This window comes from Psychroserpens sp. SPM9, assembly GCF_025153525.1.
In the GTDB taxonomy this organism is placed as follows: domain Bacteria; phylum Bacteroidota; class Bacteroidia; order Flavobacteriales; family Flavobacteriaceae; genus Psychroserpens.
Genome location: NZ_JANZNR010000005.1, coordinates 112,993 through 125,522, shown reverse-complemented (window position 1 = coordinate 125,522; position 12,530 = coordinate 112,993). Strand labels below are relative to the sequence as shown.

Here is a 12,530-nt window from a genome sequence, read left to right as displayed (position 1 = left end):
ACGAGTAAATATAAATAGATTTCTGTGCTAACGGAAATTAAAAACGTATGAATAAAAAAGTCGCATTTTACACCTTGGGTTGCAAGCTTAATTTTTCGGAGACCTCTACCATTGCTCGAAATTTTTCTTCGGAAGGATTTGAGCGTGTCGATTTTAAAGAAAAGGCAGATATTTATGTTATTAATACCTGCTCGGTAACAGAGAATGCTGATAAACGTTTTAAATCTATAGTCAAACAAGCACAAAAGATAAATCCGGACGCATTTGTTGCAGCCATTGGTTGTTATGCGCAATTAAAACCCGAAGAACTGGCTGATGTTGAAGGCGTTGATTTGGTGCTGGGAGCCACAGAGAAGTTTAAGATTACGGATTATTTAAATGACCTCTCAAAAAATGACATGGGCGAAGTGCATAGTTGCGAAATTGAAGCTGCCGATTTTTATGTTGGAAGTTATTCTTTTGGCGATCGCACACGCGCATTTTTAAAAGTTCAGGATGGTTGTGATTATAAATGTACCTATTGTACGATTCCTTTAGCAAGAGGTATTTCTAGAAGTGATACTTTAGAGAACGTGCTTCAGAATGCGAAAGAAATTTCAGAAAAAAATATCAAGGAAATTGTACTCACAGGCGTTAATATTGGAGATTATGGGAAAGGTGAATTTGGAAACAAAAAACACGAACATACCTTTTATGAACTCGTTCAGGCACTCGATGATGTGGATGGCATTGAGCGTTTACGAATTTCTTCAATAGAGCCTAATTTACTTAAAAATGAAACCATAGATTTTGTGTCTCAAAGTAAAACATTTGTGCCGCATTTTCATATTCCGTTGCAAAGCGGAAGCAATACACTTCTAAAGTTGATGCGTCGTCGTTATATGAAAGAATTGTATGTAGATCGTGTTCGAAAAATAAAAGAAACCATGCCACATGCGTGTATAGGTGTTGATGTGATTGTTGGTTTTCCTGGAGAAACTGAGGATTTATTTTTGGAGACCTATAATTTTCTTACCGAATTAGATGTTTCGTATTTACATGTGTTTACCTATTCTGAACGCGATAATACAGTAGCAGCAAGTTTAGATGGTGTTGTGCCTAAAAAGCTAAGAGCAAAACGCAGTAAAATGCTTCGTGGTTTATCGGCTAAAAAAAGACGCGCATTTTATGAAAACCAACTAGGAAGCACCCGAAGTGTTTTATTTGAAAGCGAAAATAAGGAAGGTTATATTCAGGGATTTACTGAAAACTACGTCAAAGTGAAAGCACCTTGGAATCCAGAATTAGTAAATACCTTACAAGATGTAGAACTTACCAAAATTGATGAAGACGGGTTGGTGCGATTTAAATTTGTCGATACCGAAACCCTCAAAGTATAAGGGACTTAAAAGTCTTTCTGGTGTTGTTTTGTCGTTAAAATTAATGCTTTCAACGTTTTCTTTTCTACAAGCTGACAAAAAATTTGCACAGTCAAATTCTTAGATTACATTTGCCCGATTTTTTAATTCAATTCCTCCAATGAGAAAGCTAATTATCACTTCTGTGATTGTGATTGTACTCCTGTTTTTAACCTCCTAATTCCAAGTAAATTGAATGGAGTTTTGATGTTTTTATGTCATCATATCATTCCCTAAATATTTGTTGGTACGCTTTTTAACCTTAATTTATTACACTTATCGAGTATTTTGTTGTAGTTACTGTAATACCTATACTTTCGGTTTAAATTGATTAAGCCCCATGAATAAAGTACTTACCTTAGTGTCTATAATTTCGTTTTTGTTTGTAATGACCTCGTGTTCTACCGACGCGTCTGAAACGAATGCCTCACTCAATGGGACTTGGCGTTTAATTAATTATGATATTGGATTTACAGCCGATATCAATAAAGATGATATCAAAAACCAGAATATTTTAGATGAAATCGATTGTGAAGTCAATGAAACATTAACTATTGAAGCTAATAATACCATGACTTCTTACGATACGTTTCATCATGACATTAATATTTCAAAATCTGTTAGTGATGGCGATTATAATTTTGAAGTCTTTTGTTCTGAAGGCTACATCAGTTCTTCGGAAGTCTTAGACTCAAGCCAACGAAATGCATTAGAAACTTCAATTAATGGAAATACACTAACCAGAGTTTTTGAAAATGCCATAGAAATTTACAATGAAGATTTTAGCGCCATTGTCGCTTTTGAAAATCTGACACTCGTTTATGAGAAATTATAATTTTTGAAATACACATCATAAAAAAATCCGAAGACTAACTTCGGATTTTTTTTTTTTTGTGTTATATTCTAATGCCTACTGGAAGCAATTTTTTGTATTTGCGGTGGCGCCTGATAAATTTTGCGATTTCCGGACTTGTAGGAACCACACTGATGTTTCGTTCAGAAATGGTGTCAAAAACGAGTGTTAAAAACTCTTCTTCAAAGTCTTCATTTGAAATCCCTTCAGGAATAATAAGTTTGGTTAAAAAGATTTTTCGGTCTTGGAGCGAATATTCAATCTTTGCAAGATTACCATCGACTTTCAGTTCAAATTGGCGTAAAAAGTCATTGTCTGTTAATTCAGCAGCATCAATCATAATAATTTGTATTTAATTCAATGGTCGGTAGGGTAGAACTATACTTTTGCATAGTTTTGTAATGCAAATTTACGAAAAATTTAAGAGATATTACAAACTCAATACTATAATTGCTTATGCAACAAGAAATTATACACGTGTATCTTATGCCAGGAATGGCAGCAAACCCTACGATATTCGAACATATAAAATTACCTGAAGATCAATTTAAAATCCATTGGTTAGAGTGGATGATGCCTGAGAAAAAGGAATCGCTGGAGTCTTATGCCAAGCGCATGATTGCAGAGCAAATTCATCATGACAATATTGTATTATTAGGCGTGTCTTTTGGTGGTATTTTAGTGCAAGAAATATGCAAGCATATAACGTTAAGAAAATTGTTTGTCGTATCTAGCGTAAAATCTAAGCACGAGCTCCCAAAGCGTATGAAAGTCATGAAGTACACGAAGGCCTATAAGCTACTACCAACACAGTTGGTGGCCAGTATCGATGTCCTGGCGAAATATGCATTTGGAGAGACCATTATAAAACGTATAGAATTGTATAAAAAATACCTGTCGGTAAGTGATAAACACTATTTAGATTGGGCCATTGAACAAGTTATTGAATGGAATCAAGATGCGCCTAATCCTGATGCTATTTATATTCATGGTGATAAAGATGCGGTTTTCCCGCATTCATGTGGCGGCAACTGTATTGTTTTAAAAGGCGGTTCGCATATCATGGTCATTAATAAGTTTAAATGGTTTAACGAAAATTTACCAAAACTAATTTTATACTAACTTGAAAGGCATCATTTAATTTTATACATTTGAAATGCAGTCAATTAATGGCTGTCCCTAAATACAACGATTATGACAATTATTAAAAATATTTTAGCAGCTATTGGTTTAGTATGTGTGTCTGGGCTATTTATTTTTGCTGTACAATCTGATAAGGTCGATGAAATACCGTATGATCATGATGTAGCAGAGACTTCAAAAATGATAAACGACTATAATGTTTATGCTTTATCTGTCCCTGATGATTTGAATTTTGCAGGCGAGGCTATGCCATTAAACGATCCAGATATTTTAGAACGCATGGACCGAGAGTTATTGGTTAATACCTATTGGCAATCTAATGGCTTGTTAATGTTTAAACGTGCCGAAAAGTATTTTCCGATTATTGAACCTATACTGAAAAAGCATGGGATTCCTGAAGATTTTAAGTACCTAGCAGTTATTGAAAGTGGTTTAACCAATGCGGTGTCTCCAGCAGGCGCACGAGGTGTATGGCAAATTATGCCTGCAACAGGTCGTGAAAATGGTTTGGAAGTTAACAGTAATGTTGATGAGCGTTACCATTTGGAAATGGCTACAGAAGTCGCTTGTAAATATTTATTAAAATCTAAAGAGGCTTTAGGATCTTGGACCTTAGCCGCAGCGGCTTATAATGCTGGAAACGCAGGTGTTTCCAGACGTTTAAATGAACAAAATGTTTCTAACTATTACGATTTGTTGCTAGGAGAAGAAACAGGTCGCTATGTATTTAGAATTGTTGCGTTGAAGGAAATTTTAGGCAATCCAACTAAATATGGGTTTAATTTTACATCTGAAGATTTATACAAACCTATTCCTACGTATAAAGTAGAAGTGGATACTGCGGTTACCGATTTCACAAAATTCGCACAACGATATGGCATCAACTACAAAATACTTAAAATCCACAATCCGTGGTTAAGAGAGCCTAAGCTTAACAATAAGTCTAGAAAAAAATACTATATAGAAATCCCTAAAGAAGGATTCTATTCGGTTAAACCCTAATGATTGATTTTATAAAAGAGCATTTTTGGTCCATTTTAATAATTGTCAATTACCTGTTGGCAGTTTCGGCAATTATAACGGTATTGTTAAAAAATATCAGTCCGACCAAAACCGTTTCTTACATCATCATTTTAGCACTTTTTCCGTTTTTCGGATTGGTGATTTATTATCTCTTCGGACAACAATACCGAAAGACTAAAATATTCAATCGTAAGCATATTGTCAATTCCAAAGTTATTCAATCCGCTGGAGAGAGTTTAAGAATGGAAGGCCGTGATTTAAAGAAAATCAATGATAAACTGGATGAAAAAATAAAGCTGGTCAAACTTCTTAAAGCCAGTGAACGCTCTCCCTTAACCTTACGGAATGACGTAGAAATTATGTTTAATGGAGAAGTTAAGTTTGAACGCTTGCTTAAAGATTTAAACCAAGCCAAAAGTCATATTCATTTAGAGTATTACATTATTAAAGACGATGCCATTGGTACAGAAATATTGGATACGCTATGTGAAAAAGCCAGAGAAGGCGTTGAGGTTAAAATAAGTTATGACGATGTTGGAAGTAAATTGTCTTCGGCAATGAAGCATCAACTCAATGAGAGTGGAATTGAACATTTTCCGTTTATGCCAGTGGTGTTTTCTAGTTTCACAGGAAAGTCTAATTACAGAAACCATAGAAAAATTGTCGTGATTGACGGTCAAATAGGTTATGTTGGCGGTATCAATATTTCAGATAATTATGTCAATTCTCCAGATTCTAATAAATACTGGAGAGATACGCATTTAAGAATAGATGGTGAAGCGACAAAGGTTTTGCAGTTTCATTTTTTGACCACCTGGGACTTTGTTACCAAACGTGAAATTGAAATAAAAGAAAGTTATTTTCCAGTCACAACTTGTGAGAAAAATGTGGCAGTTCAAATTGCTGCGAGTGGTCCTGATACCGATTGGGCTAATATTATGGAGGCTATTTTAACAGCAATCAATAATGCCGAAAGTTATATCTATATCACAACACCGTATTTTATTCCTAATGATCAAATCATTACCGCTTTGCAAATTGCAGCAAAAATAGGTGTTGATGTACGACTTATTATTCCTAAAACATCTGATAGTTGGGTTGCCGAGCACGCTACAAATTCTTATTTAGAGCCTTTGCTGGAAGCAGAGGTAAAGATCTATAGATATAGTAAGGGATTTGTGCATGCAAAAACGATGGTGGTTGACGATGTGTTTTCTACAATTGGCACCTGTAATTTTGATAACAGAAGCTTTAATATTAATTTTGAAATTAATGCGTTGATTTACGATACAGAAGAAAGTAAACTCTTAAAGTCTCAATTTCTTAAAGATATAGAAGACTCTGAAATTATTGATTTTACGGAATGGAATAACCGACCAAAACTAGATAAGCTAAAAGAATCTTTTACCAGGCTTTGGGCACCTTTGCTATAGTAATTAATTTAAGGTTGTGATGATTCCTTCGTTTGTTGCTTCGTCATTAAAAAGAATCAACTTTTTTATTTGCTGATGTGCCGATTCAAAGGCTAATTCAGAATCCTCCAGATTTAAATTTGCAGTAAACTTTCTGTCAATATCTAAGAGTTGTTTGTTTTCAGAAATGAAAAAACAAGTTGGTGCTCCAAACGAATGTTTATAAGGTTTGATGATGTGATTAGCATTATTGTCTCGTTCATCAACGTAAGTGACAGTCACTAACGAACTGAAATCGCTTCCTCGTTTTTTAGCGATAGATCTCGATGTCCAGAATAAAACAACAATATCAACTTGTCCTTTGTACATTTTAGACATTCTATTAATCGCTTCAATTTCTTTCTCGTCAATTTGTTCCCAAGCCGATTTTGTAATTAAAAGAAAGGCATGGTCTACATCAGCAGTATTAAGTTGGCCGCCATTAACCTTGTTCAAGGTCATTTCAGAAATATAACTCAGCTTTAAATGATTGTTAAATAAAGAATCAAAGAGAAACTCAGCATGCGCTTTGTCGTTATTTTCTATTGCTACTTCAGATTGGGTCTTGTAAGCTTTTAGGTGCTTTGATAACTGCATGTCAAAATACATCTTTGGTTGTTGGGCATGTACCAAAAATATACTTATAAATAGTAGTAGTGTTGCATAGAGTCGCATTGTTAATTATTTGTAGGTTAATACATTACAAATGTATATGTAATACATCCTACACCTAAATAAACTCGTTGAAAGGTCTAATTTTTAGAGAAGTGTCCTCTTTTTGAACAATAAACCGACGAAAGTAACGTTGTTTCGTGTCTTTAACGACGTCTCATATTGCGATTTCCGTAGTGTTGTTTTGGACCTTGAGATTTTTTCATGCCATCTTTCATCATTTTAATCTGTTCGGTTAAAATCCCTCTTTTATCTAATTTCTGGGCTTCATTTAACAATTGTTTAGCCTCTAAAGGTCTGCGTTTACTGAAAGCTATTCCGGCTAAATTTAACTTAGCCATAGCGACATCATGATCCATTGATAATCCTAAGTCTAATGCTTTTTTGAAGTATTTTTCGGCTTCGTTCATATTCGTTTGCGAAACCATAACACCATGAAGGTAATTGTAATAACCTTCTTGTTTTTTTACTAATGCACTAGGCGGGTTTTTGATTTTGCTCAACCATTTTTTAGCACCTTCAAAATCCTGCTTTCTTAATTTTAAAAACGCTAATAGTATAAATTCATTTTTGAAGTAAAGGAAGATGAAAATTAACGATAATAAAATGTACATAATTCCATTTCCAATAAAACCTTCAGTAAATTGGTAAACAGCATAAGCTATAATAAGTGCTGCAATAACAAGTTTGATATTTTTATTGAACATGTTTTTCTACTTTATAGGTGATATTTGAGGTAATAGTTGTTGGTACTTCGAGGTCATTCATATTGTGTAAAATAGAATTGCCTTTAGCAACAGAATGGGTTTTCATTGTTTTTACAAAACCAGTTTCAAAAGATGTAATCAGGTCAGAAGTCATCTCACCTGTTAGCTTCATTTCTAAATCTTCATCTATAGTATTAAAGGTAATGGTGCTTTGTCCAGTTATTTCAACATCATCTTTTTTGATACTCTTAAGAGTCCATGTGTTTTCTGAAGACAAATCCCCTTCAAATTTATTATTCCAAGTATCACCTTTTGCTACCTTCTTAGATGGATAAATATAGGTCATTTGCTCAAAGCTCTTGGCTAGACTTTCATTACTAAACTCTTTTTTCATAGACTCTTTCATCAATTCTTTAGTGAATTCATCAAAATCGCCAGCGGCATTCACCATATTATTAATAAGAGCCTTAGAACCTGTAATGGATTTTATTTTTCCATTCTTATACATGATCATTTTTAAATCGGTTTTAACTAATTGCGAAAATAATTTACCTTCAATATCATCCTCCTCAATCGGGTCTGCTGTATTAATATTAAATAGTTCGCCCATTAAGTTAGAGGTCGACACCATTTTAAAGCGGTCAAATTTAAACTTGATGTGGTAAACACTGTCATTAACAGCTTCAATAGCAAATGTAAAATCACCTTCAAGTAAATTTTTCATTTCGTGCTTTTGACCATTCATGTCTTGTACAATATCTTGTATTGCAATTTGATTGACTTTAAATTCATCACCAACATTTAAATTATATGCAAGTTTTGTTTGTGCAGTTATAAGGTTTGTAGTAACAATAAATGCAACAAAAAACCTGAGTAAAAGAGACTTCATTTAGTATTTAATTTTAGGAGCTACAAAGAAACTAATTTTTTATCAATTTGTTACTAGTAATAGGATTGTTATCTTTAACAGAAAATAATTTTATTTTAGGTTTGGCAAAGTAAAAACTCTTTGTATATTTGCACGCAGTTTTGAGAGCAGCTCAATTCAACCAAAAAAGATATAAGTTTTTTAAAAATATAAGACAATGCCAAAAAGAACGTTTCAACCGTCAAAAAGAAAAAGAAGAAATAAACACGGTTTCAGAGAAAGAATGGCTTCTGTTAACGGAAGAAAAGTTTTAGCACGTAGAAGAGCTAAAGGAAGAAAGAAATTGTCTGTATCATCTGAAACTAGACATAAAAGATAATGATTAACAATTGTTAATATATTAAAGGTGTTACTTAGGTGTAACACCTTTTTTTGTACCTATATGTTACCTATTTTTGAACTCTCTAAAGATTAAAAAGAAATGCCAAAAAACGAAAAATTAAAATCTATTCTTATCATAGGCTCAGGTCCTATAATCATTGGGCAAGCATGTGAATTTGATTATTCAGGAACACAAGCGCTTCGCTCGCTTCGTGAAGATGGAATTGAAACGATTCTTATCAATTCGAACCCAGCAACAATTATGACAGATCCCACAATGGCCGATCATGTCTATCTTTTGCCCTTAACCACAAAATCTATCATAAAAATTTTAAAAGAGCACCCTCAAATTGATGCCGTTTTGCCAACAATGGGAGGACAAACTGCATTAAATTTATGTATTGAAGCTGATGAAAAAGGAATTTGGACCGATTTTAATGTTGATATCATTGGTGTTGATATTGATGCCATAAATATTACTGAAGACAGAGAGCAGTTTAGAGAGCTCATGCTTAAAATAGGTGTGGGTATGGCGCCGCAAGCAACAGCTAATTCGTATTTAAAAGGAAAAGAAATTGCTCAAGACTTTGGGTTTCCCTTAGTGATTAGAGCTTCTTATACCTTAGGAGGAGCAGGTGCATCTTTTGTTTATAAGGAAGAAGAATTTGACGAGCTTTTAACGCGTGGCTTAGAAGTATCTCCAATTCATGAAGTGATGATAGACAAGGCTTTGATTGGTTGGAAAGAATATGAACTGGAACTTTTAAGAGATAAAAATGACAATGTTGTCATTATTTGTACGATAGAAAATATGGATCCAATGGGGATTCATACTGGAGATTCGATTACTGTTGCGCCAGCAATGACTTTATCTGATAAAACATTTCAGAAAATGCGTGATATGGCCATTCATATGATGCGTAGTATAGGCGATTTTGCTGGTGGTTGTAATGTACAATTTGCTGTGAGTCCTGATGAAAATGAAGAAATTATCGCTATTGAAATCAACCCGCGTGTATCGCGTTCTTCAGCTTTGGCTAGTAAAGCCACAGGTTATCCTATTGCAAAAATAGCAGCGAAATTAGCCATAGGTTATACTTTAGACGAATTGAGCAACCAGATTACAGGCTCAACCTCGGCTTTATTCGAACCAACATTAGATTATGTTGTAGTGAAGATTCCGCGATGGAATTTCGATAAATTTGAAGGTTCAGATCGACGATTAGGCCTCCAAATGAAAGCTGTTGGAGAAGTTATGGCTATTGGTCGTTCGTTCCAGGAAGCACTTCATAAAGCAACACAATCTCTCGAAATTAAACGTAATGGTTTAGGAGCCGACGGAAAGGGTTATAAAGATTATCAGCAAATTATTGATAAGTTAACAAATGCTAGTTGGGATCGCGTTTTTGCGATTTATGATGCGATTCAAATGGGGATTCCTTTAAGCCGAATTCATGAAATCACTAAAATTGATATGTGGTTTTTAAAACAGTATGAAGAACTTCATGAATTAGAGAAAGAAATTTCAACCTTTACAATTGATACTATAGATCGTGAATTGCTGCTCGAAGCCAAACAAAAAGGTTATGGTGACCGACAAATAGCGCACATGCTTAAATGCTTGGAAAGTCAGGTGTATAAAAAACGTGAAGATTTCAATATTAATCGTGTGTATAAGTTAGTTGATACTTGTGCTGCCGAATTTAAAGCAGAAACACCTTATTATTATTCAACGTTTGAAAATGAAGTCGAAACAGCCGATGGAACAAAGTTTTCAGCAAATGAAAGTGAAGTCTCAGATAAAAAGAAAATTATCGTTTTAGGCTCTGGTCCGAATCGTATCGGACAAGGGATTGAGTTTGATTATTGCTGTGTTCATGGTGTTTTGGCAGCTGCCGAATGTGGTTATGAAACCATCATGATTAACTGTAACCCTGAGACAGTTTCAACCGATTTTGACATTGCCGATAAATTATATTTTGAACCTGTATTCTGGGAACATATTTATGACATCATTCGTCACGAAAAACCCGAAGGTGTGATTGTTCAGTTAGGTGGCCAAACAGCATTAAAATTAGCTGAAAAATTAGATCGCTACGGCATTAAAATTATTGGAACCACATACCAGTCTCTTGATTTAGCTGAAGATAGAGGACGATTTTCAAATCTTTTAAAAGAAAATAATATTCCTTATCCGCAATTTGATATTGCAACGACCGCAGACGAAGCTTCAGCAATTGCTGATGTGTTAGACTTTCCAATTTTGGTTAGACCATCCTATGTACTTGGAGGACAGGGAATGAAGATTGTAATTAATAAAGAGGAACTTGAAGAACATGTGGTTGATTTACTCCGAAGAATGCCAGGAAATCAATTGCTTTTAGACCATTATCTGGATGGTGCGATAGAAGCCGAAGCTGATGCTATTTGCGATGGTGAAAATGTTTATATCATTGGTATTATGGAGCATATTGAACCTTGTGGAATTCATTCTGGTGATAGTAATGCAACCTTGCCACCATTTAACTTGGGCGAGTTTGTAATGCAGCAAATTAAAGATCATACCAAGAAAATTGCTTTAGCTTTAAATACTGTTGGATTAATCAATATTCAATTCGCTATTAAAGATGATATGGTTTATATCATTGAAGCCAATCCTAGAGCATCCCGTACAGTTCCTTTTATTGCGAAAGCTTATGGAGAACCGTATGTAAATTATGCGACCAAAGTCATGCTAGGTGATAAAAAAGTAACCGATTTTAATTTCAATCCGAAATTAGAAGGTTATGCCATCAAGCAGCCAGTGTTTTCGTTTAATAAATTCCCTAATGTAAATAAGAAACTAGGTCCAGAAATGAAGAGTACAGGAGAAAGTATTTTATTTATTGATAGCTTAAAAGAGGATGAGTTTTACAACTTATACTCAAGACGTAAAATGTATTTGAGCAAATAGCGTTTTTTTTCGATAAACGACTAGTCTCTATACACTTTTAATTACTATTTTAGCTTAAAATTTGAAATACGTTAATATTGGAATCATTTTTGCTTACTTATAGTTAAGTTTTTAAAGATTTTAATAGAAAAGATATATTATGAAAACAAAATTACTTTTAGCTTCATTACTATTAACTTCTGCTTTAGCAACATCTCAGGTGATGGCTAATCAGGTTGCTGATTTTGAAGATGGTACCACCCAAACATGGCAAAAAGGAGCAGCAGCTCCTCCTGAAGAGCAACCCATGAATGTTGCAACTGGTGGTCCTGCAGGAGCAGATGATAATTATCTTGAGTTTTCTTCTAATGGCATTCCAGATACGCCATCAAGTAAAATGGTAATTTTTAGTTCGGGTGCTAGTTCACCATGGACCTCTAACTATACCTCTGAAGGTATTGTTGCTATTAAGATGGATGTGAATGTGAGCATAAACGATTTAAATATGAGAGTCGCTTTTCAAGGGAGCGGCACACGAATCTGTACAACGAATGCTGTAGCTGTAGCTGCTGGATCTGGTTGGACAACAATTACGATTCCAATTTCGCCTTCAGATTTTACAGTTATACAAGGATCATTAACACCAGCTGGCGTCTTAGCAAATGTTCAAGTTATGCGTATCTTAAGTAGTGAAGTTCCTGCTTGGGGAACCAATGTAACTGAGGTTGAAGCGACACTTGGCTTAGATAATATTATAGCATCAACCACATTAAGTACAGAAGAGTTTAATACTCAAAACGAGTTTGAAATCTCTCCTAATCCTGCCACTTCTAAATTAAACATTAAATTAGCACAAACTCTAAATAATGCGAATGTTGTAGTTTATAATGTTTTAGGAAAGAAAGTATATGCCAAATCATTGAGTGCTATGACGTCTTCAATTGATGTGTCTAACTGGAATTCTGGAGTGTATTTAGTCAGAGTTTCTACAGATAAACAAACACTTACAAAACGTTTCGTTAAACAATAAAGCGTTTCTAAAATAGTAAATTTAGTCCCATTGGTTTTTAATCAATGGGATTTTTATTTGTACTAACTGTATA

Annotated in this window: 12 protein-coding genes; 8 read left to right on the top strand and 4 right to left on the bottom strand. The window is 34.3% G+C overall.

The features are described 5' to 3' along the window. The first annotated feature begins 47 nt into the window (after positions 1-47). Together mtaB and N4270_RS11280 are read left to right on the top strand one after the other, a co-directional pair. Positions 48-1,379 carry a tRNA (N(6)-L-threonylcarbamoyladenosine(37)-C(2))-methylthiotransferase MtaB gene (mtaB, locus tag N4270_RS11285; protein ID WP_260097246.1) on the top strand — a complete coding sequence of 444 codons (1,332 nt, stop codon included), beginning with the start codon at positions 48-50 and terminating at the stop codon, positions 1,377-1,379. Between the two features lie 358 nt (positions 1,380-1,737). Next, positions 1,738-2,232: a hypothetical protein gene (locus N4270_RS11280; protein WP_260097245.1), complete on the top strand. Its 495-nt coding sequence runs from the start codon at positions 1,738-1,740 to the stop codon at positions 2,230-2,232. A gap of 61 nt (positions 2,233-2,293) precedes the next feature. Here the strand turns inward: N4270_RS11280 and N4270_RS11275 are convergent, their stop codons facing one another. Beyond that, the gene (locus N4270_RS11275; protein WP_260097244.1) at positions 2,294-2,590 is read right to left on the bottom strand and encodes a GNAT family N-acetyltransferase; all 297 of its coding nucleotides are present in this window, start codon (positions 2,588-2,590) and stop codon (positions 2,294-2,296) included. A 116-nt stretch (positions 2,591-2,706) separates the two neighbouring features. Here N4270_RS11275 and N4270_RS11270 point away from each other — a divergent pair, with 116 nt between their 5' ends. The 3 genes from N4270_RS11270 (at position 2,707) to cls (ending at position 5,849) form a co-directional block, all read left to right on the top strand. Next, positions 2,707-3,372, top strand: coding sequence for an alpha/beta hydrolase (locus N4270_RS11270; RefSeq protein WP_260097243.1), 666 nt, complete (start codon positions 2,707-2,709; stop codon positions 3,370-3,372). Positions 3,373-3,444: 72 nt separating this feature from the next. After that, complete coding sequence (locus N4270_RS11265; protein ID WP_260097242.1) at positions 3,445-4,395, top strand: lytic transglycosylase domain-containing protein; 951 nt, start codon at positions 3,445-3,447, stop codon at positions 4,393-4,395. Next, positions 4,395-5,849 (top strand): cardiolipin synthase, encoded by a 1,455-nt coding sequence (gene cls / locus N4270_RS11260; protein WP_260097241.1) that lies wholly within the window; start codon positions 4,395-4,397, stop codon positions 5,847-5,849. Before N4270_RS11265 ends, cls begins: the two co-directional genes overlap by 1 nt. Before the next feature lie 3 nt (positions 5,850-5,852). On the opposite strand, the gene N4270_RS11255 is transcribed toward cls, so the two are convergent. From N4270_RS11255 to N4270_RS11245, 3 genes are all read right to left on the bottom strand, one after another. Then, complete coding sequence (locus tag N4270_RS11255; protein ID WP_260097240.1) at positions 5,853-6,542, bottom strand: hypothetical protein; 690 nt, start codon at positions 6,540-6,542, stop codon at positions 5,853-5,855. Between the two features lie 143 nt (positions 6,543-6,685). Further along, positions 6,686-7,246, bottom strand: a complete 561-nt coding sequence (locus tag N4270_RS11250) for a DUF2892 domain-containing protein (RefSeq protein ID WP_260097239.1) — start codon at positions 7,244-7,246, stop codon at positions 6,686-6,688. Next, entirely contained in the window at positions 7,236-8,135 is a 900-nt protein-coding gene (locus N4270_RS11245) for a DUF6263 family protein (RefSeq protein WP_260097238.1), read from the bottom strand. Before N4270_RS11245 ends, N4270_RS11250 begins: the two co-directional genes overlap by 11 nt. 196 nt (positions 8,136-8,331) lie before the next feature. On the opposite strand from N4270_RS11245, the gene rpmH reads away from it, so the two are divergent. The 3 genes from rpmH to N4270_RS11230 all read left to right on the top strand — a co-directional run bounded on the left by rpmH (position 8,332) and on the right by N4270_RS11230 (position 12,457). Beyond that, the gene (rpmH, locus tag N4270_RS11240) at positions 8,332-8,493 is read left to right on the top strand and encodes a 50S ribosomal protein L34 (RefSeq protein WP_028873397.1); all 162 of its coding nucleotides are present in this window, start codon (positions 8,332-8,334) and stop codon (positions 8,491-8,493) included. A gap of 102 nt (positions 8,494-8,595) precedes the next feature. Then, positions 8,596-11,448 (top strand): carbamoyl-phosphate synthase large subunit, encoded by a 2,853-nt coding sequence (gene carB / locus N4270_RS11235; protein WP_260097237.1) that lies wholly within the window; start codon positions 8,596-8,598, stop codon positions 11,446-11,448. Positions 11,449-11,587: 139 nt separating this feature from the next. Continuing rightward, on the top strand, positions 11,588-12,457 hold the full coding sequence (locus N4270_RS11230) for a T9SS type A sorting domain-containing protein (protein WP_260097236.1): 870 nt from the start codon (positions 11,588-11,590) through the stop codon (positions 12,455-12,457). The last annotated feature ends 73 nt before the right edge of the window (positions 12,458-12,530 follow it).

Bases quoted from the DNA above. Each gene is read 5' to 3' on its own strand.
- mtaB (WP_260097246.1), top strand. From the start codon at position 48: ATGAATAAAAAAGTCGCATTTTACACCTTGGGTTGCAAGCTTAATTTT.
- N4270_RS11280 (WP_260097245.1), top strand. From the start codon at position 1,738: ATGAATAAAGTACTTACCTTAGTGTCTATAATTTCGTTTTTGTTTGTA.
- N4270_RS11275 (WP_260097244.1), bottom strand. From the start codon at position 2,590: ATGATTGATGCTGCTGAATTAACAGACAATGACTTTTTACGCCAATTT.
- N4270_RS11270 (WP_260097243.1), top strand. From the start codon at position 2,707: ATGCAACAAGAAATTATACACGTGTATCTTATGCCAGGAATGGCAGCA.
- N4270_RS11265 (WP_260097242.1), top strand. From the start codon at position 3,445: ATGACAATTATTAAAAATATTTTAGCAGCTATTGGTTTAGTATGTGTG.
- cls (WP_260097241.1), top strand. From the start codon at position 4,395: ATGATTGATTTTATAAAAGAGCATTTTTGGTCCATTTTAATAATTGTC.
- N4270_RS11255 (WP_260097240.1), bottom strand. From the start codon at position 6,542: ATGCGACTCTATGCAACACTACTACTATTTATAAGTATATTTTTGGTA.
- N4270_RS11250 (WP_260097239.1), bottom strand. From the start codon at position 7,246: ATGTTCAATAAAAATATCAAACTTGTTATTGCAGCACTTATTATAGCT.
- N4270_RS11245 (WP_260097238.1), bottom strand. From the start codon at position 8,135: ATGAAGTCTCTTTTACTCAGGTTTTTTGTTGCATTTATTGTTACTACA.
- rpmH (WP_028873397.1), top strand. From the start codon at position 8,332: ATGCCAAAAAGAACGTTTCAACCGTCAAAAAGAAAAAGAAGAAATAAA.
- carB (WP_260097237.1), top strand. From the start codon at position 8,596: ATGCCAAAAAACGAAAAATTAAAATCTATTCTTATCATAGGCTCAGGT.
- N4270_RS11230 (WP_260097236.1), top strand. From the start codon at position 11,588: ATGAAAACAAAATTACTTTTAGCTTCATTACTATTAACTTCTGCTTTA.